Genomic DNA, 25,979 nt, shown 5'->3' on the forward strand with positions numbered 1-25,979 from the left:
TGATTAATGTCAAAATTTGATACGATTCGACCTTATTACGACAGTGAAGTAAACGATGGAATTCGTTCAGTGATTCATCACCCTATGATGAAAGCGTTGATGAATTTTACTTTTCCTGATGTGGAGGAAAAAGTTTGGATAGACCAACTTCAAAAAACGCATTCAATCAGAGATTTTCAGATAAATTTCGTTTATCATTCAGTCCAAAAAGTACTTGAACGCAGTTCAGATGGGCTAACAACTTCCGGTTTTGAAAAGTTGGAAAAAAACACGTCCTACCTTTTTATTTCTAATCATCGTGATATAATCTTGGATACATCATTACTAAATGTAGCATTGTATCAACATGGTTTGGTGATGACAGCATCTGCCATTGGCGATAATCTAGTGAAGAAAGATTTTTTGCTTAAATTATCTAAATTGAACCGTAATTTTTTGGTTCAAAGAGGGTTGCCTCCAAGGGAGTTGTTACAAAGTTCCAAATTAATGTCCGAATACATCGGTCAGTTATTATTACGAGAAAATCGTTCCGTTTGGATAGCTCAACGTGAAGGCAGAACAAAAGACGGTAACGATGCTACCCATCAAGGTGTTTTAAAAATGCTTGGAATGGGTTCTGATGAGCAAAATGTAATGGACTATTTTAAGAAAATAAAAATTGTCCCCGTTTCTATTTCCTATGAATACGATCCAACCGATGCTTTAAAAATGCCCCAACTGATGGCTGAAGCGAATAATGAAGTATATATTAAGGAGAAAAATGAAGATTTTATTACATTGCTGAGTGGTATTATGGGACAAAAAAAGCGGATCCACATGCATGTAGGCGATATTTTGCAAACAGAAATAGATCAACTTAAGCAGCAGGAAGAAAATTCCAATCGCCAAATTCAGGCTTTGGCACAAGTGATTGATGATTCTATTTTGAGTTCTTATAAGCTATGGCCAACTAACTTTATTGCTTATGATTTAATGCATAAAACCAATCAATACCGCCATTTGTATACCGAAGAAGAAAAATCATTGTTTGAAAGAAGATTGGAAATGAAAATTGATGCCAACAATCCAAAAATGGTGGAAAGCTTCCTTGCTATGTATGCAAATCCGGTGACTAATAAGATGAAATACCACGATGCATTCTAAAGCCAACATACTTTTGATTTATACCGGTGGAACCATCGGAATGATGAAGGATTTTGAAACCGGTGCGTTAAAAGCATTTAATTTTAAAAAGTTACTCCAACGGATTCCTGAATTAAAGCAATTGGACTGCGATATTGAAACCATTTCATTTGAAAAGCCAATTGATTCTTCGAATATGAATCCGCAAAAGTGGATAGAAATGGCTCAAATTATTGAAGACAATTACGAAAAATTTGATGGATTTGTGGTGCTTCATGGTTCCGATACGATGTCGTATTCTGCTTCTGCTTTGAGTTTTATGTTTGAGAACCTATCCAAACCGATTGTGTTTACCGGTTCTCAATTGCCAATTGGTGATTTGCGGACAGATGCTAAAGAAAATTTAATTACAGCCATTCAAATCGCTTCCTTAAAACAAAAAGGAAAATCTGTCTTTAAAGAAGTTTGTCTTTATTTTGAATACAAATTATACCGAGGAAATCGAACCAGTAAAATTAATGCGGAACATTTTAAGGCATTTGCATCACCCAATTTTCCTGCTTTGGCAGAGTCTGGAGTGCATATCAAAATTAATAATGAGTCACTTTTTCAGGGAAGCTCAACAAAAAAAATGATGGTTCACAAAGAGTTAGACTCCAATGTAGCCATAATAAAAATGTTTCCCGGACTCAATGAGAATGTATTAGCTTCTTTATTTGAAATACCAAATCTGAAAGGAGTTGTGCTGGAAACCTATGGTGCCGGGAACGCTCCCACCGAAGAATGGTTTATTTCCATCTTGAAAAAGGCAATAAAAAAAGGAATTTACGTTATAAATGTGACACAATGTTCCGGTGGTAGTGTCAATATGGGGCAATATGAAACGAGTACTTATCTTAAAAAGATAGGAGTTATCTCAGGAAAAGACATTACTACAGAGGCAGCCATCACCAAATTGATGTACCTTTTAGGACAAAATGTTTCTGCTAAAGTGTTCAAAACCATTTTTGAAACATCTTTGCGAGGCGAATTGTCATAAAAATAACAAAATTAATTTTTCTAGGTGAGTTTTTTTTTGTTATTTGGCACTCTTAAAATACGTTGTAAGCAATGAGGAGAGGTGTCCGAGTGGTCGAAGGAGCACGCCTGGAAAGTGTGTATACTCCAAAAGGGTATCAAGGGTTCGAATCCCTTTCTCTCCGCCATTTTTTTATAATGTGTAATAAAATTAAAAATAAATTTATACCTTTAACCTGATTAACTAATTAAATTAAGAACAAAAGCAATGAAAAGATTATTTTCTATTTTGGCAATCACAGGTCTAATGACGTTTGGAACAGTTCAAGCACAAGAAGACACAACTCAAACAACTGAGCCGGCTGTTGAAGCAGCAGCACCAGCTCCTGTAGAAGAAGCAGCGGCTGTAGATACTGCTGATGATGATACTACAACTGCTGACAAACCCTTTACGCAAGAGTTAAAAGAAAGATTTATTCAAGGGGGTCCTGGTTTTATGGGGATCGTTTTGTTATGTTTGATTTTAGGTTTGGCTATTGCTATTGAAAGAATTATTTATTTAAATCTTTCTACAACAAATTCAAAAAAATTAATCAAAGATGTGGAAGATGCTCTTCAATCAGGTGGTGTAAATGCTGCTAAAGAAGTTTGTAGAAATACAGCAGGTCCGGTTGCGTCTATCTTCTACCAAGGTTTAGATCGTATCGATCACGGTGTAGAATCAGCTGAAAAAGCAGTTGTATCTTATGGTGGTGTACAAATGGGTCAATTAGAGAAAAACGTATCTTGGATTTCATTGTTTATCGCGTTAGCACCGATGTTAGGGTTCATGGGAACTGTAATCGGGATGATTCAAGCGTTTGATAAAATTGAAGCTGCCGGTAACATGGATGCATCACTTGTAGCGGGTGGTATTAAAGTAGCGTTATTAACAACGGTATTTGGTCTAATTGTTGCGATGATTCTTCAAGTATTCTATAACTATATTATTGCAAAAATCGATTCAATTGTAAACGATATGGAAGATGCTTCTATCAGTTTAGTTGATATCCTTGTAGATTATAAAAACAAAAAATAATTTAAAATAACTATCAGTATGAACTTAAAAAAGTTATCCAGATTAGTAGTTATTGTATTAAGTATAATTTCTATTGTGTTTCTGGCAACAATTATGGCATCTGACACCAAGGAAGGTGGAATGATTGAACCATTTATTTATGTTGCCTATTTAACACTACTCATAGCAATTGTATTGGTATTAATTTATACACTTAAAAATCTTGCTTCAAAAGATTTGAAAAAAACACTTATCAGTGTTGGAGCGTTTTTAGGTGTTATTCTAATAGCCTTTATTTTTGCTGACGGAACACCGGTGCCATTAAAAGATGGTGGTGAGGTTTCTTCGTTTGGCTCTAAAATGGTCAGTACAGGTCTAAACGCTTTTTATATATTAGCAGTTGCGGCTTTGGGATTGATGTTTTTCTCAGGATATAAAAGAATAAAAAAGTAAAAAATGGCAAGAAAAAACAGAGCTGGTGCACCGGAAGTGAATGCCGGATCGATGGCAGATATTGCGTTCCTGCTGTTGATTTTCTTCTTGGTGACCACAACGATTCAAACCGATCAGGGGATTAACCGTAAGTTGCCTCCGATTGAGGATGTTATTGACCCACCTGAAATTAAAGAAAAAAACATTTTTACTGTATTGATTAATAAAAACGATCAATTACTAGTTGATGATAGACCAATGGATCTTAATGATTTAAGACAAGCAGCTATCGATTTTCTTGATAATGGTGGTGATGGTACCTGTGCTTATTGCAAAGGAGCAAGAGATGTAACTTCATCTGATAATCCAGATAAAGCTGTTATATCCCTTCAGAATGACGCGGAAACCTCTTACGAAGCTTATATTTCCGTTCAAAATGAACTTGTTGCAGCCTATTACTTTTTAAGAGATAGAGAGTGTATGGCTAAATACGGTAAAACATTTCGTGAGTTAGAAGCTATGTTTGATGATCCGAAAACGAGAGATGCTCAACGTGAAAAGATTGAGCCTTTAATTAAAGATATTCAAGCCTTGTTTCCACAAAAGCTTTCTGAAGCTGAGCCTAAACGTAATTAATATAAATTTTAGAAGTATGTCTAAATTTAAAAAGAAAAAAGGGGGCGATGTGCCGGCAATTTCTACAGCGTCTTTACCGGATATTGTATTTATGTTGTTGTTTTTCTTTATGGTTGCAACTGTGATGAAAGACAATGATTTGAAGATTCAAAACTCTTTGCCGAAAGCTGATCAAGTTACGAAACTGGAAAAGAAAGACCGTGTGATGTTTATTTTTGCCGGAAAACCCCATGAAAAATACCGTTCACAATATGGTGAGGGGGCTCGTATTCAATTGAATGATCGTCTTTCTGATGTTTCTGAGATAAGAAATTTTGTTTTGGCAGAAAGAGCGGCAAGACCACCTGAATTAGAAAATGTTTTAACGACTTCTCTCAAAGTAGATAAAGAAGTTAAAATGGGTCTTGTTACAGAAATTAAACAGGAATTAAGAAAAGTTGAAGCTTTAAAAATTAATTATACAACCAATCAAGGTAAAGTAACGAATTAATTCAATAATTTTAAATACATAAGCCACGCGTTTGCGTGGCTTTTTTTGTAATTTTATATTCAGATTTGACTTTTATGAAAATTACTATTTTTATGTTTCTCTTTTCGTGTACATTATTCGCACAAGACACATTGTACTTTGAAAAGAAAATCGATTCATTATACCGTGAAGACCAATTCTATTTTGGTTTTACCTATAACTTATTTCAAAATAAACCCAGCGGAATTTCTCAAGACGGATTTTCAACCGGACTTCATTTAGGTTTTCTACGTGATATGCCAATTAATAAAAACAGAACAATGGCTGTGGCTGTTGGTTTTGGGTTTGCATATCAAGCTTACAATCAAAATTTATTAATTTCTAAAAATGAAAATACTTATACATTTACCAGAATCGATAATGATGTTGCTTACAAAAAAAACCAATTTTCATTTATAAATTTTGATCTTCCAATAGAATTAAGATGGCGAACTTCCACACCAGAATCACATAAGTTTTTCAGGCTTTATACGGGGATAAAATTAAGTTACATGCTCTACAATAATTCTCGTTTTATTGCTAGTGAAGGCAATATCAAAATTAATAATAACGAAAATTTTAATGCTTTTCAATATGGTGTTTACCTCGCAACCGGATATAACACTTGGAATTTTTATGCGTACTATGGTTTGAATACGATTTTTAAATCTGAAGCAAAGTTTGAAGGCAGAGCTATGGAGTTAAGTACCTTAAATTTAGGCTTACAATTTTATATCTTATAACCAAAAATACCACATGCAAAATTGAGGTATTGCTCCACAAAAAAATCCGATTATCAATTCAAAAAATGTGTGAGCTTTCATTTGTAATCGTGAAGAAGCTACGAATCCGTTAAGGGTTATGAAAGTTGCTATTGTGTAAAGTAAGGGGACTTCTACTTTTGAACTTAATCCAATAATAAAAAATGTTAATGTTGCCATCCCAAGCATATGTAAACTTGCTTTTATTTTAAGGAAGAGCAATATTATCGCTAAAACTGTACTCCAAAAAGCTCCGAAAAAGAAAAAATATAATTCAGGAATTCTATCAATTGTTATACTTTTTTGAGTAAGAATTAATAGCAAAATACAATTTACCATCAAGGGAAATTTTCGTTGAGAAAGTTGAACAATCATTATGGAATCTACTTTTCCCAAAGACAAGAGAAGATAAAATAAGGAAATTGGAATCAATACAGTAATGATTATTATTTGAATCATATACAAGTAGATTTCTTGCATGACAAAGAAATCCAAAAATAAAATAAAAAAGAAAGCTGCCGCATAAACCGAAATAAAAAGCGGATGAAAAAGATACGAGAATATGGGGAGAATGTTTTTCAAAAAAATTATATTTTTTTCCGCATTCGAGCCACCGGAATGTCTAATTGTTCGCGGTATTTTGCAACAGTTCTTCGGGCAATGGGATAACCTTTTTCCTTTAAAATTTCAGCCAATTGATCATCGGGAAGCGGTTTTTGCTTGTCTTCTTCTTCAATGACATTTTGAAGAATTTTTTTAATTTCCAAGGTAGATACATCTTCCCCTTGGTCATTCTTCATGGCTTCTGAAAAAAATTCTTTGATAAGTTTTGTTCCATACGGGGTTTCCACATATTTACTATTGGCTACTCTGGAAACAGTTGAAATATCTAAACCAATCATATCGGCAATGTCTTTTAAAATCATTGGCCGAAGCTTTGTTTCATCGCCTTCTAAAAAATATTCTTGTTGATAATGCATGATGGCATTCATGGTTACAAACAATGTTTCCTGACGTTGTCTAATCGCATCAATAAACCATTTTGCCGAATCTAATTTTTGTTTGATAAATTGAACGGCATCTTTTTGGGCATTCGATTTATCACGAGAATCTTTGTAGGTTTGCAACATGTCTTGGTAATCTTTGGAAACATGAAGCTCAGGTGCGTTTCTCCCATTAAGTAAAAGTTCAAGTTCTCCTTCCACAATTCGAATAGTAAAATCGGGAACAACATGTTCAACCATTTTATTATTTCCGGTAAAAGCACCACCCGGTTTTGGGTTCAATTTTTCAATTTCTTCAATTGCTTTTTTAAGCTGATCTTGCGAAACCCCGTATTTATGAAGCAATTTATCGTAATGTTTTTTTGTAAATTGTTCAAACTGATTTTCAATAATATCAATGGCCAAATTAACCGATTCAGTTGGTGTTTTATGTTTGAGCTGCAATAATAAACATTCTTGCAAATCGCGTGCACCCACACCTGAAGGTTCTAATTCGTGCACAATGTGTAAAATGCGTTCAACTGATTCTTCATCAGTATAAATACCTTGCGTAAAGGCTAAATCATCTACAATGTCTGAAACGGATCTACGTATGTAACCCATGTCATCTATACTTCCAACCAAAAATTCTGCTATCTCTCTATCTTCCTCTGAAAGAATAAAAGTGTTCAATTGATTAATCAAATCTTGGTGAAAAGTAACCGGAGCAGCAAAAGGTGTTTCTCGGTCTTCGTCATCATCACTATAATTATTGGCTTGAAGTTTATAATCAGGTGTTTCGTCGTTACTTAAGTATTCGTCGATGTTAATGTCTTCTGCATCAATTCGATCATATTCATCTTCTTCGTAATCGTCAAATTCTTCTTTCTCAAACTCATCTGCATAGTCATCTTCCTCTTTTCCGCCTTCTAAAGCCGGGTTTTCATTCATTTCCTCTTTCAATCGTTGTTCAAATGCTTGCGTTGGCAATTGAATCAACTTCATCAACTGAATTTGTTGAGGAGATAATTTTTGAGATAATTTGAACTGTAGATTTTGTTTTAACATTTTAAAAATAGTTGTTTAAAAGTTTAAGATTTCAGGTTTCAAGTTGCTGAACTAAAAATAACTTGAAACCTGAAACGTGAAACATTTTTAAAACTCTGCATTCTGCGGTGTTCTCGGAAATGGTATCACATCGCGAATATTAGTCATTCCGGTAACAAAAAGTACTAATCGTTCAAATCCTAATCCAAATCCGGAGTGCACTGCTGTTCCAAAACGACGCGTATCTAAATACCACCATAATTCTTCTTCGTCAATTCCTAATGCTTTCATTTTTTCAACCAAGACGTCATGGCGTTCTTCTCTTTGTGAACCACCTACAATTTCACCAATTCCCGGGAATAAAATATCCATGGCTCGAACGGTTTCTTTTCCGGGTTCAGTATTATCATTCAAACGCATATAAAACGCTTTTATTTTTGCAGGATAATCATATAAAATAACGGGGCATTTAAAGTGTTTTTCAACTAAAAAGCGTTCGTGCTCACTTTGTAAATCGGCACCCCATTCTTCAATTAAATACTGGAATTTTTTGTTCTTATTTGGTTTTGAATTTCTTAAAATATCAATTGCTTCGGTATACGTAACACGTTTGAAATTATTTTCCAAAACAAAATTTAATTTTTCCAACAAACTCATTTCACTGCGTTCGGCTTGTGGTTTGTTTTTTTCTTCATCCAATAAACGTTGTTCTAAAAACTTCAAATCGTCTTCGTGTTTTTCAACAGTATATTTGATAACATATTTAATAAAATCCTCCGCTAAATCCATATTATCCGCCAATTCATTGAACGCTACTTCCGGTTCAATCATCCAAAATTCAGCTAAATGGCGAGATGTGTTTGAATTTTCAGCTCTAAAAGTTGGTCCAAACGTATACACCTGACCTAAAGCCATGGCATAGGTTTCGGCTTCCAATTGTCCGGAAACGGTAAGGTTGGTTTCTTTACCAAAAAAGTCTTCTTTGTAGTTCACATTTCCTTCTTCCGTTCTAGGGGTGTTATCGAATGGTAGTGCGGTTACTTTGAACATTTCTCCGGCACCTTCAGCATCAGAACCTGTAATGATTGGCGTATTCACATAGTAAAAACCTCTTTCTTGAAAATATTGATGAACAGCAAACGATAATGTAGAACGCACTCGCATAATTGCTCCAAAGGCATTGGTTCGTACACGTAAATGAGCATTTTCTCTCAGAAATTCTAATGAATGTTTTTTGGGTTGCATTGGATATTTTTCTGCATCCGAATCACCTAAAATTTCAATTTTTGAAACCTGAATTTCTACTCTTTGACCGGCTCCTTTACTTTCAGTCAAGGTTCCTATTAACGAAACTGCTGAACCGGTTGTAATTCTTTTTAAAGTTTCTTCCGGTGTGTTTTCAAAATCAACTACACATTGGATATTATTTATTGTGGAACCATCATTTAAAGCAATAAATTGATTATTTCTAAAAGTTCTAACCCAACCTTTTACGGTTACTTCAGTTAAAATAGGAGTGGCAGTTAGTAATTCGTTTACTTTCGTGTGCTTCTTCATTTTGTTTTAATTTACTATGCAAATATACTAGATTTTGATTTTTTTGACTAAGATTTAGTCTCTGTTTCTTTGTCGTCTTCCACCAAAATGTCAATGGTAGGTTGAAGAAATTCTTCTTGGTTTGCAATTGTTTTTTCTAATGATAATAATAATGCCGGTAATAGTAATAAATTAGACAACATTGCAAATAGTAAAGTAGTTGAAACTAATCCACCCAAAGCAACTGTACCTCCAAAACTGGAAATCATAAATACTGAAAACCCAAAGAACAGAACAATAGAAGTATAAAACATACTTACACCGGTTTCTCGCAAAGCATTAAATACCGATTTTCTGATTTTCCAGTTATTAGCTTGTAATTCTTGGCGGTATTTGGCTAAGAAGTGAATTGTATCATCAACGGAAATTCCGAAAGCAATACTAAATACTAATATAGTTGATGGTTTTATAGGAACACCCAAATAGCCCATAAGTCCGGCCGTAATTATCAACGGTAATAGGTTTGGAATTAAGGAAATAAGCACCATTTTAAAAGATCGGAACAAATATGCCATGAAAAGTGAAATCAGCACAATGGCGAATAGTAAAGAAAGCACCAAGTTGGTTACCAAATAATTTGTCCCTTTTTGAAATACTAATGCTTTTCCTGTCAAAGTAACTGTATATCGATCGGGAGGAAAAACTTTATTGATTTTATCCCACAATTTTTCTTCAATTTTTTCCATTTTATCAGTGCCAATGTCTTTCATAAAAGTGGTGATTCTGGCATATTGACCGGTGGAATCCACATAACTTTTCATGAAATTTTCTTTACTGTTTTGCGTTGTATTTTTGGCATAGCTTAAAATGAATCCTTGCTCTTGAGCAGTGGGCAATTCATAATAATCAGGATTGCCATTGTAATAGGCCTGTTTAGAATACTTTACAACATTTACAACCGACATCGGTTGAGAGAGTTCCGGAATTTCACTAATGATTTCTTGCACCTCTTCCATTTTTTGTAAAGTAGATAGTTTCATGACACCTTTTTTTCGTTTGGTGTCAATCATTATTTCTAGTGGCATGACGCCATCAAACTCTTTTTCAAAAAATAAAATATCTTGAAAGAAACCTGTTTTTTTGGGCATGTCTTCAATTAAACTGCCGGAAATTCTCATTTGATAGATGCCAATAATGCTCAGTACAAGAAGAATAATGGATGTGATATAGATGGAAATATTATGATTTTTGACTGTTTTTTCAGTCCAATTTACAAATGTCTTAGTATATGTTTTGTTGAGATGCTCCAAATGTTTGTCTTTTGGCAAAGGCATGAAACTGTAAATAATCGGAATTACCAATAAACAGAGTATAAACAATAAAATAATATTAATGGAGGCAATAATTCCAAACTCTGTTAACAATTCACTATCGGTAACAATAAATGTTGCAAATCCTGCCGCTGTAGTCAAATTGGTCATCAAGGTTGCATTACCAACTTTGGAAATAACACGTTGTAATGATTTGGCTTGATTGCCGTGCTTTTTTACTTCTTGTTGGTATTTATTGATAAGAAAAATACAGTTTGGAATCCCAATTACAATGATTAATGGCGGAATGATGGCGGTTAAAACGGTGATTTCAAACCCCAATAATCCCAACGTTCCAAATGCCCACATCACACCAATTATCACTACACACATCGAGATAAAAGTAGCTCTGAAACTTCTGAAAAAGAAGAAGAAAATCAATGAGGTAACTAAAAGAGCTGCACCAATAAAAATGCCGATTTCATCTACAATGTTTTGTGAATTGAGTGTTCGGATGTAAGGCATTCCCGAGACTTTTAAATCAATTTTTGTATTCGTTTCAAAATCCTCAATTTGAGGAATTAATTTTTTTACAACAAAATCCTTTCGTGTAATAGTGTTTACAATTTTCTTGTCCAAATAAATAGCCGCTCTAATGGTTCCGGATTTTTTGCTGTACAATAAATGTTCATAGAAAGGAAGATTTTGAAAGAGTTCTTCGCGTTTTTCTTGTAAATATTTTAAGTTATTTATTTTAATTGTATCAATAAAATCAACCAATTCAAACGTTTCTGATGTTTCGTTTTTATTAAGTTTTTTTAAATCATCTACCGAAATAATTAATTCAACTTCTTTTGATTTTTTTAAGTTAGACATTAAAGTGTTCCAAGCACCAAATTGCTTCGGGGTAAAAAAAGTTGAATCCTGAATTCCAATAATAATCAGATTTCCTTCTTCACCAAATTTATCTAGAAATTGATTGTATTGTTCATTTATCTCATGATGGTCAGGCAGCAGATTGGCTTCTGTATAAGTAAAACGCATGTGTTTCCATTGCAGTGCCAAAAACACTGTCAATAGAAAAACCATGGAAAGAATTGTGATTCTGTTTCTAAGGATTATTCGGGCAATGGATTCCCAAAAACCTACGCTAAACCATTTAGCCATACAATTATTTTAACGGATGCAAAGGTAGTGAAATCAATACTAAATAGATGGAATTAAGTGTAATTTAATCTTTAAAATAATCACTAAAAAGTACTTTAATTATAAGCCTAAGTCAAGTGTAAAGGTTAATTTAATGGCTATATTGTCTTCAAATCGACTTAATTGGTTTGGGCCATAACGATAAAATCCGGCTAAACCCAAGCCACTAAAAATTTGGTTTAATTCGATACCTGATTCAAAATAGCCATCATTAATGGTTTTATAATTCAGTCCAACATGTTGTTCAGGTTTTTTCATACTTCCCCATGTCATTCGACTTACCAATACTAAAGATGGTTTTACTTTATTAAACAATTTAACTCGTTTAAAACCGTGTTTAAAATGGAACATGATATATTGACTTGAAAAAAATTCATTAAAACGCATCGTTTCAAAACTGTTTTTGCCCGCCACAGTAATACGTTGTAAAAGCACTTCCCGATCTAAGTTATTGGGAGAGTTGTTGTATAAATGCGTCAATGGAATGTCGCCATGTGCATAGCCGGCTTGTATTAAAACCATTGATTTTTGCCCGTTTATAAATTGCTTTTCATATTCAGCACGGACATCAATTTTTCCAAACTTAAAATCATTACCTAAAAATTTTGGTAGTGATTCTGTAAACTGAAAAGTAAATTTGGGATAGCGTTTTTCAATTTCAATTTTCCCGCTTGGTGTGTGCATGTAATCGCTAAAAGGATTCCACTGAATTGAAACAGAGGCGGTTGTCATGTCATAGCGATTATATAGTGCTTCACCATCAAAAAAGGCATAGTTAAATAATGGTTGAATCTTGGAATGATTCAATTGCCAAATGCTTTCTGTTTTGGGTAAAAAATTGGTTTCAACATAACCTTTCCAGGTTCGATGATTGTAAAAGGTGCTAACATTGATAGGTCGAGGATCATAGATTTTAAAAACTCGTTTGTCAATATTAAATTTAGTACTACCAATCTCCTGTACATCATCCGTATAGGAAAAACCGGCCCATGTGTTTGAAAAATTTCCTACCCGAGTCGTGCCTCCAAAATGATATTTTAACTTATCATCTTTTAATCCATAGGCAAGATATCCATCCAATTTATAATTTTTGGAAAAACGCTCATTAGTTATTCCTCCCAGACCAAATCGGAAACCTTCATAATTGTTATAACTCATTAAATACCTTAGGTCAAAGTCAAAAAATCCAAGCGGAACATAACCGTTAATAATTTTTCTGCCAAAAAAAAGCTTGGCATTTATTCCCTTAAAAAAAGCTAAACTGTCTTTCACAGCAAAGGTGTTACGGTCTCTTTTGGTAAAGCGTTCTTTTCTGTTTTTTATCCAAAAAGTGGTGTCTTTTTTAGCAACATCCTCATCAATTTCAATAGCTACAGAATTTCTATCAATGGTAAAGGGTTTATTTATTTCTCTATCATAATAAAATGTTTTAGATTGGAGATAAGAATAATCAGAAGCAGATTTTTCTCGTTTTGTACCCAATTCATCATATTCTCCTTCAAATTCGATAGTTCCTCCTAGGATTTTGATTGGGTCATCATTTTTCCCTTTGATAATTTTTAGTTCATAAACAGTAGGGAACCATATTTTTTCATTGGAAAGATATTCAAATTCATGAACTGCCGTTAAATCGATTATTCCACGAACTCGCATGATGGCTTTGGCTACAGCAAAATTTTCCTGATCAATAAAAAGCAATCCTTCTAATCCTTTTTTATTTATTTGTTTTTTGTTTTTAAAATATACCAAAACGGTTGGTCGGTTAGAAATTTGAATAGTGTCAATTAATTCAAATTGATAATCACGAAGACCCGATTTGGAAATAGGATTGACATATTTTGTTTCCAATAATTCATAACGTGGTTCATAAACAGAGGAAGATTGGAGGTTAAAACCAATCACTTCATAAATCGGACTTTTAAAACCGGACATTTGTGAAGCTAAAACCGTTTCTTTGAATTTATCATTGCTAAATTGAAATAACGAGACTTTTTCAGTAACAAATAAATGTTGTTTTCGAATCAATTTTTGGAATTTAAAATCTGTGGAATCAATTTTAATTTTACGAAATTTTTTGATGGTATCAATTTTTCCTTTTATGGAATCCGGATGTGCTGTGACAACAATCTTATTATAGCCTTTGTATTGATAGGTTGAAAGGGCTTTTTTGGGATTGTTCAATTCAATGGAATGGTAAACTCTATTTAGAAAAGATTCAGCTTTTTTTTGACTTTCATTTATTTCATTATCAGATAGTTTTGTTTTACTCTGAAGAAAAACTGAATAGTGATTGGTTTTGTCAATTGTAAATTCTTTACTTCTAAAATTAACATATGAAATAACCATTTTTTCACCTACTGTTGAACTAATGAATTCAAATTGCCCGTTAATATCAGCAATTGTAGTTCTGCCGGATGAAGATTGAATGGTAGCAAAAGGCAATGGTTTTTTTGATGCTTCGTCTTTAATAATTCCGGTTACTCGAAATTGTGCCTGAACACAAAATGAGCAAAAAAGAAAAAGAAAAGCGAGGTACTTCATGTGTTATAAAAAATGCGAATCACAAATGTACTTGATTAAAACAAAAAATCCACTTTTTCAAGTGGATTTCCATTTATACTTTCATGATTTCAGCTTCTTTAACGGCGAGGATGTCATCTATTTTTTTGATATATGCATCGGTTAATTTTTGAATGCTTTCTTCAGCTGTTTTGCAAATATCTTCCGAGGTTCCGTTTTTCTCTTCTTTTTTGATGTCTGTATTGGCATCTTTTCTAGCATTTCTGATTCCGATTTTGGCATCTTCCGCTTCTGATTTGGCTTGTTTAACCAAGTCTCTTCGGCGTTCTTCTGTCAATGGTGGTACAGAAATGATGATGTTATCTCCGTTATTCATTGGGTTAAAGCCTAAATTGGCAATCATAATCGCTTTTTCAATAGGTTGTAACATGCTTTTTTCCCAAGGTGTAACCGTAATGGTTCTGGCATCCGGTACATTGATATTAGCCACTTGTGAAAGCGGTGTCTGAGAACCGTAATAATCTACAAAAACACCACCCAGCATTTGAGGCGAAGCTTTCCCGGCTCTAATATTTAAAAATTCTTTTTCTAAATGTGCAATCGAACCATCCATGTGTTCTTTTGCGGTATCAATGATAAAATCTATTTCTTCTGTCATGATAGTATATTTTTTAATCGAAATCTATTATTCAAAAACCTACATTAAATTGTAACGGTTGTTCCAATGGTTTCACCATTACAAACTTTCAATAAATTACCCGGTTTATTCATATCAAACACGATAATAGGCAATTTATTTTCCTGACTTAACGTAAAAGCGGTGGTATCCATTACATTTAATCCTTTGCTCAATACGTCTTCAAACGAAATATAATCAAATTTTACGGCATCTTTGTGCTTTTCCGGATCGGCATTATACACACCGTCTACGCGAGTTCCTTTTAAAATTACATCGGCACCTACTTCAACTCCTCTTAAAACGGCCGCAGTATCTGTTGTAAAGTAAGGATTCCCGGTTCCTGCTCCAAAAATTACAATCCTGCCTTTTTCTAAATGACGAACGGCTCTTCTTTTGATATACGGTTCTGCAATCGCTTCGATTTTTAAAGCGGTTTGCAAACGAGTTAACATTCCGGCTTCTTCCAATGCTCCTTGCAAAGCCATTCCATTGATAACGGTGGCTAGCATTCCCATATAATCGCCTTGCACTCTGTCCATTCCATTACTTGCTCCGGCTATCCCTCTAAAAATATTTCCACCACCAATCACGATGGCAATCTCTACTCCTTGATCGTGAATTTGTTTAATTTCTTGAGCATATTCTGCTAATCTTTTAGGGTCGATGCCGTATTGACGTTCACCCATTAAAGCTTCTCCACTTAGTTTTAGAAGTATTCTTTTATATTTCATTTAAAAGATTTTTGTGGTGCAAATATAAAGAATTATTGATTTTATCAATATAAAAACAGAGTAGTTTATCTATTTTCAATCAATGCCTGAAAATCTGTAAAAGAATTTTTTGCCGCTTCATAACCCAGTTGGTAAATGGCTTCCATTTTAACTTTGTTCGTTTCAAACGTACTGTAATTTGATAAATCTTCCGGTTCAATTACCCAATCACACAGATTAAATTTTTGCATCGTTGTGTTGGCCGTCAACAAATCAAATGCTCTGGAAGTGACGGCTTTAATGGAATTCAAGTCTTTCGATTCTATTTTTTGAATCGGACTCACATATACACCAATAATAAAGTCACATCTTCCCTGTAAAATATCGGTAGGAAAATGATTCAGAATTCCGCCATCGCTATACCAATTATCATCAATCACATAAGGCGAAATAATTCCAGGAAACGCACTGGAAGCTAAAATAGCATCAATTATTTTAGTGTCTTTGTCAAAGATTTTAATTTTTCCTTTCACCAAATCAGTCGCCGTAATATGAATAGGAATAGCTAAATCACCTAATGTTTTTTCTCCAAAAACATCACTAAAATATTTTTTAAACGACTCGCTATCAATAATTCCGGCTTTGGTAAAGGTGAAATGTTTCCAATGAAAGAAATAAATCGACTGAAAAAAGGCTAAAATTTCCTGAGGTGATTTACCAAAACTATACAATGCTGCAACAATAGAACCCGCACTGCTTCCGGCGATTTGGTTAGGTTTGATGTGTTGTTCTTCCAAAAATTGCAAAACACCGGCATGGGCTAAACCTTTTGATCCGCCACCCGAGAGTACTAAACCTATATTTTTTGATTTCATTTCCATATAGTTCCAAAATTACATTTAATTAATAACTGTCACAAACGTTACCGTTTAAACTCAAAATAAATTATATTTTTGCACCGAAATTCATCCAATCATGCAAGAGATTATCAAAAGTAGTTTAGTTAAAAGTTATAGTTATTTTACCTATCGTGAACATGTTGCCAATTTGTTGAAAGAAGGAAAATCAACTGGAAACGAACAGTCGGAAAGCCTAACAAAATATAGTGAACTGAATGAAGTTCGCATGAATCGATTAGAAAAGACCATTCAAATTACTGAGAGAGTTGCTCAATCATTAGAGAATTTACAAGCTAATTATATTTGGATTGTAATATCCGAAGGATGGTGTGGTGATGCCGCTCAACTATTACCAATCATCCATAAAATGGCTGAACTTTCAGAAAAAATTGATTTACGAATTGTTCTTAGAGATGAAAACGAAGCCTTAATGAATCAATTTTTAACCAATGGCGGAAAAGCCATCCCTAAATTATTGATTTTGGATGCAGAAACTTTAACCGTTTTGAGTGATTGGGGACCAAGACCGGAAGGAGCCAAAAATTTAATTTTAGATTATAAAACTCGGCATGGCGTAGTGGATGAAACTGCTAAAACCGAATTACAAAAATGGTATTTGCACGATAAAGGCATAAGTACACAAAAGGAAATTATAGCTTTGGTTGAAAAGGTTGAAAAGCAATTAGTTTAATTTCCCCACTATTTTAATTTTATTCGAAGTAGAAATTCCGCCCGGGTTGCAACCTAGTTCTCCCTCCGGAATTTCTATTTTTAGGTTTTGATAATAGTCTACCCAAGCCGAGAAAAACTCATTTGATTCAGGTTGTTTGAAGGTCATGGGTTGCAATTCAAAAAAGGGTTTTCCGTAAGCATTTAAAAAAGCATCGTAAATCAATTCGGAACAATAATATTTACCGTTATCGTATAAATAATCATCATCATACGGAATTCCGATTTGTTGTTTGGAAAATGAAATCACTTTTGGAATTAGTTTTTTGTATTTCAATTTTACTCTTCCAATTAACATGGTGGTTTCAGTATTTTTTGTGAATTGTTCCAACGTGACTTTTCGAACGGCATTTCCGGCTGCTTCGATGATGAAAACAGAATCATTTTCGATGACAACTAAACCGAGATGACTGAAATCATTGCCATTAAAACCGTCTGTTACCGCATGAATGGCATCACACAATTCGCCACAATTCATTTTTTGAAACAGTAAATCGCCGTTTCTCAAACTTGTTTTTTGAGGAAAAACAAACCAACTGAAAAGTAGAAAAAATAGTATGAACTTAGCCATTTTTTTTGATTTTATTCTCAAAATCATCCGGCGAAACTCCATTTTCAACTGAATAATCGCCAATTTTTGTACGTCGTAAAACTGTTAAATGAGCACCGGAGTTCAGAGCTTTTCCAAAATCATGAGCTAATGAACGAATATAAGTTCCTTTACTGCAAACGACTCTAAAATCAATTTCGGGTAATTCAATTCGGGTTATTTCAAATTCGTGAATTGTGGTTTTTCGGCTCTGCATTTCAACTTCAGCACCGGCACGAGCGTGTTCATACATGCGAATTCCGTCTTTTTTGATGGCCGAAAAAACAGGTGGTTTTTGGTCAATTTCGCCAATAAATAGAGGTAAAGTCTGATGAATCAATGTTTCATTAATATGATCAATTGAAAAATTTTCATCCATTTCCGTTTCTAAATCGTAAGATGGAGTGGTGGCTCCTAAATAGAACGTTCCGGTATATTCTTTGGCTTGTCCTTGAATTTCGGTAATTCGCTTGGTGAATTTTCCTGTACAAATAATCAATAATCCGGTGGCTAAAGGATCTAATGTTCCGGCATGACCAATTTTAAATTTTTTAGGAAGATTTAATTCGCGTTTCAAAGTGTATTTTAATTTATTCACCGCTTGAAATGAAGACCATTTTAAAGGTTTGTCAATTAAGATAACTTTTCCTTCTAAAATTTCTTCCGCTGTCATGTTAGATTACGGTTAATTTTTGAACAAAGAAGTGAATCAATAAAATGGCAAGTCCGGCAACAATTCTATAAAAACCGAAAATTTTAAATCCGTGCTTCGTTAAGAAACCAATAAATGATTTTATGGCAATTAAGGCAACAATAAAACCAACTACATTTCCAATAATTAATAAATTGACTTGATCTTGAGAAAGTTCAAAACCGGCTTTGTAATAGTCATATGATTTTTTAAGTGTTGCACCTAACATGGTTGGAATCGCTAAGAAAAATGAAAATTCCGCAGCCGTTGTTCGAGATAATTTTTGAGTCATTCCGCCAACGATGCTGGCTCCACTTCTTGAAACTCCCGGAATCATCGCCAAACATTGAAATAATCCAATTTTAAAGGCGGTAGTATAGGAAATTTCAGTCCCTTCAGAATTGCCAAACCAATCGTCAACTTTCAGTAATAAAAAGCCACCAATGATTAAAGAAACAGCAACTGTAATAGGGTTTTCGAGTAAACCATCAATAAAATCACTTAATAATAAACCAAAAATTACCGCTGGTATAAATGCAACCAATAATTTAAAATAAAAATCGATGGATTGAAAAAAGCGTTTAAAATAGAGAACTATCACAGATAGTATCGTTCCTAATTGAATGACAATGGTAAATAATTTTGTAAAATCGTCCTGTGCAATTCCAAAAAAGGACGACGCAATAATCATATGCCCAGTTGAGGAAACGGGAAGAAATTCTGTAATACCTTCGATAATAGCAAGAATTATGGCTTGAATTGTATTCATGGAAGAAAATTAGATTGTTGAATTCGATGACTTTTGAATTGTCAGATTGTTAGATTTTAAATTGTATTTCGAATAATCTAAAAATCAAATAACCGTTTATCCTTTCTTAGGATTTTTCATGATTGCATAAACCACCACGCCAAATCCAGCCAACACAACCGTTGGAGCCAAACGAATTCTTCTAAAGTCAAAAATAGCTTCACTAAAGACTTTTGGGTCATCACTACCGCCGCCGCTCATTAAAATGAAACCTAAGACGATGATTCCAATTCCGATTAAAAGGATTTTATAATTAATTTTTTCAAAGATAAACTCTTGCTTTTGTTCGTTTTTACTACTCATTTTTTTCTGATAAAATTAATATAAATCGTCTGTTCTTAAGTTCAAGAATTTTTGGGTTGCGAAGAAAGTACTGAACCATGAAATCAAAATTCCTAACAGTAAAACACCTGCTAATACTGCACCAATCATAACTTTATTTTCTAAAACCCCAAGTTTAGGGAAATTAGAATCAATATAAAACAACACGCCAACAATAGCCATAATAGCCAATAAAGCACCAATAATTCCTAATTTAATACTTCGCAAAATGAAAGGTTTTCGAATGAACGACTTAGTTGCACCTACCATTTGCATGGTTTTAATGATAAATCGGTTGGAATAAATGGATAATCGCATCGAACTATTGATTAATAAAACAGCGATGAAGGCTAAAAATCCGGTTATAATTAACATCCAAAAAGTGATTTTTTTGATATTATCATTCACTAAATCAACCAAATGTTTGTCGTAAACAATATCAGAAATCATTTTATTTTCCTTAAATTCCAGTTCAATTTTTTTGATGCTATCCGCTTGAACATAATCGGCTTTCAAGTGAATGTCGAATGAATTTTGCAACGGATTGAACCCTAAAAACTGCATAAAATCTTCGCCAATAATATCTTTGTGTTTGGAAGCTGCCGTTTCTTTGGAAACAAATGTGTCGGTTTTAACGTAGGCCGACGCTTTTAGTTTGGCTTCGAAATTTTTGAGCACACTATCATTGGCTGCATCTTTAAAATAAACCGACATCGGAATTTCTTCTTTAAAGTCATCGGAAATTTTTTTGGAATTAATCACAAAAAAACCAAGAATTCCCAATAAAAAAAGCACTAAAAACACACTCAATACCACAGAAAAATAGGAAGAAATAAGTCGTCTTTTTTGATACTTTTCGTAAGAAGATGCCATAGAAATTAATTTAAGCCGTAAAATTAAAAAAGAATTTGGTTAAACCACAGTTTATAACGTTGAAAGTTTTGAGTTTAGTACAATAAACGTAAATTTGCCCTTTAAAAAACCTTAGCAACTTAGTAACTCAGTTCCTCAGAACCTTACAACATGAAATACTTCCACGAACAAATCGAAGCCAAATGGCAAGAATATTGGGCTAAAAATCAAACATTTGCCGCAGAAAACAACTCTGAAAAGCCAAAATATTACGTACTGGATATGTTTCCGTATCCATCGGGTGCCGGTTTGCACGTGGGTCATCCGCTGGGTTATATTGCTTCAGACATCGTGGCTCGTTACAAAAGACACAAAGGTTTTAATGTGTTGCATCCGCAAGGCTATGATTCGTTTGGACTTCCGGCGGAGCAATATGCCATTCAAACCGGACAACATCCCGAAAAAACAACTAAAGAAAATATTGCTCGTTACCGGGAACAATTGGATAAAATCGGTTTTTCATTTGATTGGAGTAGAGAAGTACGCACTTCTAATCCAGAGTATTACAAATGGACGCAGTGGATTTTTATTCAATTGTTTGAATCCTATTATTGTAGAGTAGCTGATAAGGCATATCCCATTTCGGAATTGATAAAAGTGTTTGAACGTGAAGGAAACAGCAACGTTGATTTAGTTTGTGATGATGGTGTAGAACTTTTTTCAGCTGCAGAATGGAATTCCTTTTCATCGGAAAAACAACAGGAAATACTTTTGCAATACCGTTTAACGTATTTGGCTGAAACCGAAGTCAACTGGTGTCCCGCTTTGGGAACCGTTTTAGCGAATGATGAAATTGTCAATGGCGTTTCTGAACGTGGCGGTCATCCCGTCATTCGCAAAAAAATGACACAATGGAGTATGCGTATTTCGGCCTACGCCGAACGTTTGTTACAAGGTTTAGAAACGATTGATTGGAGCGAAAGCATTAAAGAAAGTCAACGAAATTGGATCGGGAAGAGTGTTGGGGCTTCTGTAAAGTTTCAGGTTTCAGGTTCCAAGTTTCAGGTTGAAGTGTTTACCACAAGACCCGACACCATCTTCGGAGTCACTTTTATGACCCTCGCACCCGAGCACGACTTGGTTTCGCAAATCACTACACCCGAACAAAAAGCAGCCGTTGAAGCCTATGTGGAAGCTACCGCCAAACGTTCTGAACGCGAGCGAATGGCTGATGTAAAAACCATTTCAGGTGTTTTCACCGGAGCGTATGCTGAGCATCCGTTTACCAAAGAACCGATTCCAATTTGGATTGGTGATTATGTTTTGGCAGGTTATGGAACCGGAGCCGTTATGGCTGTTCCGTGTGGGGATGAACGCGATTTTGCGTTTGCCAATTTCTTTAAAGGGACTCAAGGAATGCCCGAAATTAAAAATATTTTTAACCAAGATATTTCCGAAGCAGCTTTTGCCGAAAAAGGAGGATTTGAATTAGTGAATTCCGATTTCTTAAACGGATTGGATTATAAAGAAGGAACCAAAAAAGCCATTGAAGCCTTAGAACAAATTGGTCATGGAAAAGGAAAAACCAATTACCGTTTGCGTGATGCGGTTTTCTCCCGTCAACGTTATTGGGGTGAGCCGTTTCCGGTGTATTATGTAAATGGTTTACCGCAAATGATTGATGCAAAATATTTACCTATCATTTTACCGGAAGTAGAGAAATATTTACCTACCGAAGACGGTCAACCGCCTTTAGGAAATGCAACGCATTGGGCTTGGGACAGTGAGCAGTGTGCAGTGGTTAGTAATCAGATGATTGATGACAAAACCGTTTTTCCTTTAGAATTGAACACCATGCCGGGTTGGGCAGGAAGTTCTTGGTATTGGATGCGGTACATGGATGCTCATAACGAAAATGAATTTGCCGGCCAAGAGGCCTTGAACTATTGGGAAAATGTCGATTTATACATTGGAGGAAGCGAACACGCCACCGGCCATTTATTGTATTCGCGTTTTTGGAATAAATTTCTAAAAGACCGCGGATTCATCACACCCGAAGAACCGTTTAAAAAATTGATTAATCAGGGGATGATTTTGGGGATGAGTGCGATTGTTTATAGGTTAGTAGTTTCAAGTGTTTCTGGAGGTCGAAATGAATTTGGACAAGATACTGTAGGTGATAATATTTATGGAAAACCGATATATGTCAGTTCAAAATATTATAAAGAATTTATCAAATATAAAATAGTTTCAACCGAAAGTAATTTCGGTATTAGATTCGGTAGAGGAACAGATGTCATAATTAATAACGAAAAAAACGAAGTCTTAACCGAACTTTCTACATCACTATTTGAAAAAACTTCATCTAATACGACTGGGATAACCATTTACGAAGATTCATTTGATATTATTGATATTAATGATTTACGAGTAGATGTTAATATTGTTAATTCTTCCGATGAAATAGATTTAGAAAAATTAAGAAATTGGATTCCTGAATTTAAAGATGCAGAATTCATTCTAGAAAATGGTAAATACATCGTAGGTCGTGAAGTCGAAAAAATGTCTAAAAGATGGTATAACGTTGTTAACCCCGACGACATTTGCAACCAATACGGTGCCGATACCTTACGTTTATACGAAATGTTCCTCGGTCCGTTAGAACAAGCTAAACCTTGGAATACAGCCGGAATTACAGGGGTTTCCGGTTTCCTGAAAAAATTATGGCGTTTGTATTTTGATGATAACGGTTTAATCGTAACCAACGATGAACCAACGGCAGAAATGTACAAATCTTTACACAAAACCATCAAAAAAGTAACGGAAGATATCGAGAATTTCTCGTTCAATACTTCGGTTTCACAGTTTATGATTTGTGTGAACGAATTGGCACAATTGAAATGCAACCACCGAAAAATCTTAGAACCGTTGGCCATTTTAGTTTCGCCGTATGCTCCGCACATTGCCGAAGAATTATGGAGTCAATTGGGTCACGAAGGTTCAATTTCTACCGTTGCATTTCCGGTTTTTGAAGAGAAATATTTAATAGAATCCGAAAAAGAATACCCGGTTTCCTTCAACGGAAAAATGCGATTTACCATCAAATTACCGTTGGATTTAACCGCTGCTCAAATTGAAGAAATTGTGATGGTAGACGAACGAACCCAAGCACAACTGCAAGGCAGAACACCCAATAAAGTGATTATTGTTCCCGGGAAAATCATCAACTTAGTCGGATAATATTATTAAAATAGTTTACCACGGATTAACTTATTTTAAAGGTGATCCGTGGTTTTTTTGTGAACAATTTATAATAAAATCTTAAAATAATCGCTTTTAGAATAAATCGTATTAATTTTATAAAAAAGTTAAAATTTAAAAACATGAAAAGAATCTTTTTTATTGCCTCAGTATTGTTGGCTCAGTTCACTTTTGCACAAGAGCAGGAAACGGTTTCAACCGACGAAAAAAAATGTGTATTGCCCAAAACGGATATATACATTGGTGTGGGCGGTGTTTTTTACAATGATTTTTCTTTGAATCAAAAAATTAGAGCATCGGGTATGCCTGAAATTCGCGAAACCATGCCGGAGTTAATGATTGGGATTAACTCATTATGGGAAAAATATTCATTTGATATGGATCTTTCTACCAGCTATTCTAATAAGAAAAACAGTACTACTCAGAATAAGTTTGCGAGCGGTACTTTACGTCTTCGTGGACATTATAATTTTGTAAATAAATCCAGAATTTTATTATCCGGGGGATTAAATGTGGCTTACACCCACAACGATTTGAATTTATATTCTCGTAATAATGACATCAACTTAAACGATTTGAATCCTGAAAATAATTCAGGACATGTGAGTTTAAAAAATGATATTTTTTATGCCGGTCCGTCGTTGGCATTCAATTTAAAAAGAAAGGAAAAATTAAGCATTCGTTTAAATGTGGGGTATGAATTTGCTTTCACCAATGGAAAATGGAAATCAGATTATGCCAGCGTATCTAATTCGGTGAAAGAAAATGGTCAAAACCGCTTGATGGTTGGAGTAGTGTTCTTCTAAAACATGACAAAATTTCAGCAAAAAGAATGCTTTTAAATTTGGCTTGTAATTTGCTATTTAATTTGTAACTTTATATTTAAAAAATAGAATTATGTTTATAATATTGATGGTTGTAATCATGGGAGCCAGTTGGTTCGTGAGTTACAGATTGCAAAGTAAGTTTGATAAATATTCTAAATTGCATTTGCAAAATGGAATGAGTGGTGCCGAAATTGCCGAAAAAATGTTAGCCGATCACGGGATTAGAAACGTTCGAGTTATTTCTACACCGGGTAGATTAACAGACCACTATAATCCTGCAGATAAAACAGTAAACTTAAGTGAAGCGGTTTACAATCAACGAAATGCTGCTGCAGCCGCTGTTGCCGCTCACGAAGTTGGTCATGCAGTTCAACATGCAACGGCTTATTCTTGGTTAACCATGCGTTCAAAATTAGTGCCGGTAGTTAGCGTAGCTTCTCGATTTGTACAATGGATTTTGTTAGCCGGAATATTAATGGTTAATACATTCCCGCAATTATTACTTGTTGGAATTGTAATTTTCTCCATGACAACCTTGTTCTCTGTTATCACCTTACCGGTTGAATATGATGCCAGTAATCGTGCCTTAGCATGGTTAGAAAATAAACGAATCGTAAATCAACAAGAATTAGCAGGTTCAAAAGATGCTTTAAAATGGGCGGCTCGAACTTATGTTGTTGCCGCAATTGGCTCCATCGGGACCTTGTTGTATTACATTATGATTTATATGAATCGTAGATAAAATTTTGAAATAAAACAACAAAATCCGTTACCCTCGTAGCGGATTTTTTTTGGAGCGAATGGCTCGGGCTTTTTCAGGATACCATATTCCCGCTTTTCGTTCCAATTTTTTGTTCACGAGCCAAGCTCGAAACAAAAAGATTTCCTCTACAATCGGGGCTAGAGAGGATAGTTTGTTTTATTGCAGGTTTCAAGTTATTAATCCTCACTTGAAACTTAAAAATGAAAAACTACAACTGTATCTGTCGCTCAATCTGCTGCTCTAACGAAATGAAAGTCTCCGTACGTGAAACTCCTTCAATCGGCTGAATTTTTTTATTGAGCAATTGCATCAAATGTTCGTTATCTCTACAAATTATTTTAACCAGAATGCTCCAATTTCCGGTGGTATAATGACATTCCAGCACTTCCGGAATTTTTTTCAATTCCCGCACCGCATCCGAATTGCTCGACGCTTTCTCTAAATAAATCCCAATAAAAGCCATGGTTTTATAGCCCAACACTTTATTGTTAATCACAAATTTAGAACCCGAAATCACCCCGGCCTCTTCCAATTTTCGTAACCGCTGATGAATGGCAGCACCGGAAATTCCGATTTTATTGGCAATTTGAAGAATGGGTTTTCGGGCATCTTCCATCAAATCACGGAGGATTTCTTTATCAATACCGTCAATTTCTATTTCAAGCGAATTGATTTTCATACTTATAAATTTAAATTAAAAGTACAAAAAATACTT

25 protein-coding genes and 1 tRNA gene are annotated in these 25,979 nt (G+C 34.5%); 12 read left to right on the plus strand and 14 right to left on the minus strand.

Going from position 1 to position 25,979, the window contains the following annotated elements:
* Nucleotides 1-6: 6 nt before the first annotated feature.
* From EQG68_RS00350 to EQG68_RS00385, 8 genes are all read left to right on the plus strand, one after another.
* Nucleotides 7-1,143 carry a 1-acyl-sn-glycerol-3-phosphate acyltransferase gene (locus EQG68_RS00350; protein ID WP_129462802.1) on the plus strand — a complete coding sequence of 379 codons (1,137 nt, stop codon included), beginning with the start codon at nucleotides 7-9 and terminating at the stop codon, nucleotides 1,141-1,143.
* Nucleotides 1,133-2,161, plus strand: coding sequence for an asparaginase (locus EQG68_RS00355; RefSeq protein ID WP_129462803.1), 1,029 nt, complete (start codon nucleotides 1,133-1,135; stop codon nucleotides 2,159-2,161). The genes EQG68_RS00350 and EQG68_RS00355 overlap by 11 nt, the downstream gene beginning before the upstream one ends.
* Before the next feature lie 75 nt (nucleotides 2,162-2,236).
* A tRNA-Ser gene (locus tag EQG68_RS00360) sits at nucleotides 2,237-2,327 on the plus strand.
* 80 nt (nucleotides 2,328-2,407) lie between these two features.
* Nucleotides 2,408-3,217: a MotA/TolQ/ExbB proton channel family protein gene (locus EQG68_RS00365; RefSeq protein ID WP_129462804.1), complete on the plus strand. Its 810-nt coding sequence runs from the start codon at nucleotides 2,408-2,410 to the stop codon at nucleotides 3,215-3,217.
* A gap of 18 nt (nucleotides 3,218-3,235) precedes the next feature.
* Nucleotides 3,236-3,649, plus strand: a complete 414-nt coding sequence (locus EQG68_RS00370) for a hypothetical protein (RefSeq protein ID WP_129462805.1) — start codon at nucleotides 3,236-3,238, stop codon at nucleotides 3,647-3,649.
* Between the two features lie 3 nt (nucleotides 3,650-3,652).
* Nucleotides 3,653-4,264 carry an ExbD/TolR family protein gene (locus EQG68_RS00375; RefSeq protein ID WP_129462806.1) on the plus strand — a complete coding sequence of 204 codons (612 nt, stop codon included), beginning with the start codon at nucleotides 3,653-3,655 and terminating at the stop codon, nucleotides 4,262-4,264.
* 16 nt (nucleotides 4,265-4,280) lie between these two features.
* A complete protein-coding gene (locus tag EQG68_RS00380) occupies nucleotides 4,281-4,754 on the plus strand; it encodes an ExbD/TolR family protein (RefSeq protein WP_129462807.1) in 474 nt (157 codons plus the stop codon).
* 74 nt (nucleotides 4,755-4,828) lie between these two features.
* Nucleotides 4,829-5,515, plus strand: coding sequence for a porin family protein (locus EQG68_RS00385; protein ID WP_129462808.1), 687 nt, complete (start codon nucleotides 4,829-4,831; stop codon nucleotides 5,513-5,515).
* Here EQG68_RS00385 and EQG68_RS00390 read toward each other — a convergent pair.
* From EQG68_RS00390 to EQG68_RS00425, 8 genes are all read right to left on the minus strand, one after another.
* Nucleotides 5,510-6,115 (minus strand): hypothetical protein, encoded by a 606-nt coding sequence (locus tag EQG68_RS00390; RefSeq protein ID WP_129462809.1) that lies wholly within the window; start codon nucleotides 6,113-6,115, stop codon nucleotides 5,510-5,512. The genes EQG68_RS00385 and EQG68_RS00390 overlap by 6 nt on opposite strands.
* A 5-nt stretch (nucleotides 6,116-6,120) precedes the next feature.
* Nucleotides 6,121-7,584 carry an RNA polymerase factor sigma-54 gene (gene rpoN, locus EQG68_RS00395; protein ID WP_129462810.1) on the minus strand — a complete coding sequence of 488 codons (1,464 nt, stop codon included), beginning with the start codon at nucleotides 7,582-7,584 and terminating at the stop codon, nucleotides 6,121-6,123.
* 87 nt (nucleotides 7,585-7,671) lie between these two features.
* On the minus strand, nucleotides 7,672-9,120 hold the full coding sequence (gene asnS / locus EQG68_RS00400; RefSeq protein ID WP_129462811.1) for an asparagine--tRNA ligase: 1,449 nt from the start codon (nucleotides 9,118-9,120) through the stop codon (nucleotides 7,672-7,674).
* A gap of 47 nt (nucleotides 9,121-9,167) precedes the next feature.
* Nucleotides 9,168-11,576, minus strand: coding sequence for an efflux RND transporter permease subunit (locus EQG68_RS00405; protein WP_129462812.1), 2,409 nt, complete (start codon nucleotides 11,574-11,576; stop codon nucleotides 9,168-9,170).
* Between the two features lie 99 nt (nucleotides 11,577-11,675).
* Nucleotides 11,676-14,156: a DUF5686 family protein gene (locus EQG68_RS00410; protein ID WP_129462813.1), complete on the minus strand. Its 2,481-nt coding sequence runs from the start codon at nucleotides 14,154-14,156 to the stop codon at nucleotides 11,676-11,678.
* Between the two features lie 73 nt (nucleotides 14,157-14,229).
* Nucleotides 14,230-14,793 (minus strand): ribosome recycling factor, encoded by a 564-nt coding sequence (gene frr / locus EQG68_RS00415; RefSeq protein WP_129462814.1) that lies wholly within the window; start codon nucleotides 14,791-14,793, stop codon nucleotides 14,230-14,232.
* Between the two features lie 44 nt (nucleotides 14,794-14,837).
* Nucleotides 14,838-15,545, minus strand: coding sequence for a UMP kinase (gene pyrH / locus EQG68_RS00420; RefSeq protein ID WP_129462815.1), 708 nt, complete (start codon nucleotides 15,543-15,545; stop codon nucleotides 14,838-14,840).
* Nucleotides 15,546-15,610: 65 nt separating this feature from the next.
* Nucleotides 15,611-16,405 (minus strand): patatin-like phospholipase family protein, encoded by a 795-nt coding sequence (locus tag EQG68_RS00425; RefSeq protein ID WP_187347454.1) that lies wholly within the window; start codon nucleotides 16,403-16,405, stop codon nucleotides 15,611-15,613.
* Between the two features lie 94 nt (nucleotides 16,406-16,499).
* On the opposite strand from EQG68_RS00425, the gene EQG68_RS00430 reads away from it, so the two are divergent.
* On the plus strand, nucleotides 16,500-17,114 hold the full coding sequence (locus tag EQG68_RS00430) for a thioredoxin family protein (protein WP_129462817.1): 615 nt from the start codon (nucleotides 16,500-16,502) through the stop codon (nucleotides 17,112-17,114).
* Here the strand turns inward: EQG68_RS00430 and EQG68_RS00435 are convergent.
* The 5 genes from EQG68_RS00435 to EQG68_RS00455 form a co-directional block, all read right to left on the minus strand.
* A complete protein-coding gene (locus EQG68_RS00435) occupies nucleotides 17,106-17,723 on the minus strand; it encodes a YiiX/YebB-like N1pC/P60 family cysteine hydrolase (protein WP_129462818.1) in 618 nt (205 codons plus the stop codon). The two genes, EQG68_RS00430 and EQG68_RS00435, sit on opposite strands and share 9 nt — an antisense overlap.
* Nucleotides 17,716-18,414, minus strand: coding sequence for a tRNA pseudouridine(55) synthase TruB (gene truB / locus EQG68_RS00440; protein ID WP_129462819.1), 699 nt, complete (start codon nucleotides 18,412-18,414; stop codon nucleotides 17,716-17,718). The genes EQG68_RS00435 and truB overlap by 8 nt, the downstream gene beginning before the upstream one ends.
* Nucleotide 18,415: 1 nt before the next feature.
* Nucleotides 18,416-19,201 carry an undecaprenyl-diphosphate phosphatase gene (locus EQG68_RS00445; RefSeq protein WP_129462820.1) on the minus strand — a complete coding sequence of 262 codons (786 nt, stop codon included), beginning with the start codon at nucleotides 19,199-19,201 and terminating at the stop codon, nucleotides 18,416-18,418.
* 96 nt (nucleotides 19,202-19,297) lie between these two features.
* On the minus strand, nucleotides 19,298-19,543 hold the full coding sequence (locus EQG68_RS00450; RefSeq protein ID WP_129462821.1) for a DUF3098 domain-containing protein: 246 nt from the start codon (nucleotides 19,541-19,543) through the stop codon (nucleotides 19,298-19,300).
* A 15-nt stretch (nucleotides 19,544-19,558) separates the two neighbouring features.
* Nucleotides 19,559-20,434, minus strand: coding sequence for a cell division protein FtsX (locus EQG68_RS00455; protein ID WP_129462822.1), 876 nt, complete (start codon nucleotides 20,432-20,434; stop codon nucleotides 19,559-19,561).
* 150 nt (nucleotides 20,435-20,584) lie between these two features.
* On the opposite strand from EQG68_RS00455, the gene EQG68_RS00460 reads away from it, so the two are divergent.
* The 3 genes from EQG68_RS00460 (at nucleotide 20,585) to EQG68_RS00470 (ending at nucleotide 25,243) form a co-directional block, all read left to right on the plus strand.
* Entirely contained in the window at nucleotides 20,585-23,653 is a 3,069-nt protein-coding gene (locus EQG68_RS00460) for a leucine--tRNA ligase (protein WP_129462823.1), read from the plus strand.
* Between the two features lie 143 nt (nucleotides 23,654-23,796).
* Nucleotides 23,797-24,480 (plus strand): hypothetical protein, encoded by a 684-nt coding sequence (locus EQG68_RS00465; protein WP_129462824.1) that lies wholly within the window; start codon nucleotides 23,797-23,799, stop codon nucleotides 24,478-24,480.
* Nucleotides 24,481-24,571: 91 nt separating this feature from the next.
* Nucleotides 24,572-25,243, plus strand: coding sequence for a zinc metallopeptidase (locus EQG68_RS00470; RefSeq protein WP_129462825.1), 672 nt, complete (start codon nucleotides 24,572-24,574; stop codon nucleotides 25,241-25,243).
* A 229-nt stretch (nucleotides 25,244-25,472) separates the two neighbouring features.
* On the opposite strand, the gene EQG68_RS00475 is transcribed toward EQG68_RS00470, so the two are convergent.
* Nucleotides 25,473-25,943: an Lrp/AsnC family transcriptional regulator gene (locus EQG68_RS00475; protein ID WP_129462826.1), complete on the minus strand. Its 471-nt coding sequence runs from the start codon at nucleotides 25,941-25,943 to the stop codon at nucleotides 25,473-25,475.
* Nucleotides 25,944-25,979: the final 36 nt, after the last annotated feature.

It is taken from the genome of Flavobacterium piscinae (assembly GCF_004122145.1).
Taxonomy (GTDB): Bacteria; Bacteroidota; Bacteroidia; order Flavobacteriales; family Flavobacteriaceae; genus Flavobacterium; species Flavobacterium piscinae.

Bases quoted from the DNA above. Each gene is read 5' to 3' on its own strand.
- EQG68_RS00350 (WP_129462802.1), top strand. From the start codon at position 7: ATGTCAAAATTTGATACGATTCGACCTTATTACGACAGTGAAGTAAAC.
- EQG68_RS00355 (WP_129462803.1), top strand. From the start codon at position 1,133: ATGCATTCTAAAGCCAACATACTTTTGATTTATACCGGTGGAACCATC.
- EQG68_RS00365 (WP_129462804.1), top strand. From the start codon at position 2,408: ATGAAAAGATTATTTTCTATTTTGGCAATCACAGGTCTAATGACGTTT.
- EQG68_RS00370 (WP_129462805.1), top strand. From the start codon at position 3,236: ATGAACTTAAAAAAGTTATCCAGATTAGTAGTTATTGTATTAAGTATA.
- EQG68_RS00375 (WP_129462806.1), top strand. From the start codon at position 3,653: ATGGCAAGAAAAAACAGAGCTGGTGCACCGGAAGTGAATGCCGGATCG.
- EQG68_RS00380 (WP_129462807.1), top strand. From the start codon at position 4,281: ATGTCTAAATTTAAAAAGAAAAAAGGGGGCGATGTGCCGGCAATTTCT.
- EQG68_RS00385 (WP_129462808.1), top strand. From the start codon at position 4,829: ATGAAAATTACTATTTTTATGTTTCTCTTTTCGTGTACATTATTCGCA.
- rpoN (WP_129462810.1), bottom strand. From the start codon at position 7,584: ATGTTAAAACAAAATCTACAGTTCAAATTATCTCAAAAATTATCTCCT.
- asnS (WP_129462811.1), bottom strand. From the start codon at position 9,120: ATGAAGAAGCACACGAAAGTAAACGAATTACTAACTGCCACTCCTATT.
- EQG68_RS00405 (WP_129462812.1), bottom strand. From the start codon at position 11,576: ATGGCTAAATGGTTTAGCGTAGGTTTTTGGGAATCCATTGCCCGAATA.
- EQG68_RS00410 (WP_129462813.1), bottom strand. From the start codon at position 14,156: ATGAAGTACCTCGCTTTTCTTTTTCTTTTTTGCTCATTTTGTGTTCAG.
- frr (WP_129462814.1), bottom strand. From the start codon at position 14,793: ATGACAGAAGAAATAGATTTTATCATTGATACCGCAAAAGAACACATG.
- pyrH (WP_129462815.1), bottom strand. From the start codon at position 15,545: ATGAAATATAAAAGAATACTTCTAAAACTAAGTGGAGAAGCTTTAATG.
- EQG68_RS00425 (WP_187347454.1), bottom strand. From the start codon at position 16,405: ATGGAAATGAAATCAAAAAATATAGGTTTAGTACTCTCGGGTGGCGGA.
- EQG68_RS00430 (WP_129462817.1), top strand. From the start codon at position 16,500: ATGCAAGAGATTATCAAAAGTAGTTTAGTTAAAAGTTATAGTTATTTT.
- EQG68_RS00435 (WP_129462818.1), bottom strand. From the start codon at position 17,723: ATGGCTAAGTTCATACTATTTTTTCTACTTTTCAGTTGGTTTGTTTTT.
- truB (WP_129462819.1), bottom strand. From the start codon at position 18,414: ATGACAGCGGAAGAAATTTTAGAAGGAAAAGTTATCTTAATTGACAAA.
- EQG68_RS00445 (WP_129462820.1), bottom strand. From the start codon at position 19,201: ATGAATACAATTCAAGCCATAATTCTTGCTATTATCGAAGGTATTACA.
- EQG68_RS00450 (WP_129462821.1), bottom strand. From the start codon at position 19,543: ATGAGTAGTAAAAACGAACAAAAGCAAGAGTTTATCTTTGAAAAAATT.
- EQG68_RS00455 (WP_129462822.1), bottom strand. From the start codon at position 20,434: ATGGCATCTTCTTACGAAAAGTATCAAAAAAGACGACTTATTTCTTCC.
- EQG68_RS00460 (WP_129462823.1), top strand. From the start codon at position 20,585: ATGAAATACTTCCACGAACAAATCGAAGCCAAATGGCAAGAATATTGG.
- EQG68_RS00465 (WP_129462824.1), top strand. From the start codon at position 23,797: ATGAAAAGAATCTTTTTTATTGCCTCAGTATTGTTGGCTCAGTTCACT.
- EQG68_RS00470 (WP_129462825.1), top strand. From the start codon at position 24,572: ATGTTTATAATATTGATGGTTGTAATCATGGGAGCCAGTTGGTTCGTG.
- EQG68_RS00475 (WP_129462826.1), bottom strand. From the start codon at position 25,943: ATGAAAATCAATTCGCTTGAAATAGAAATTGACGGTATTGATAAAGAA.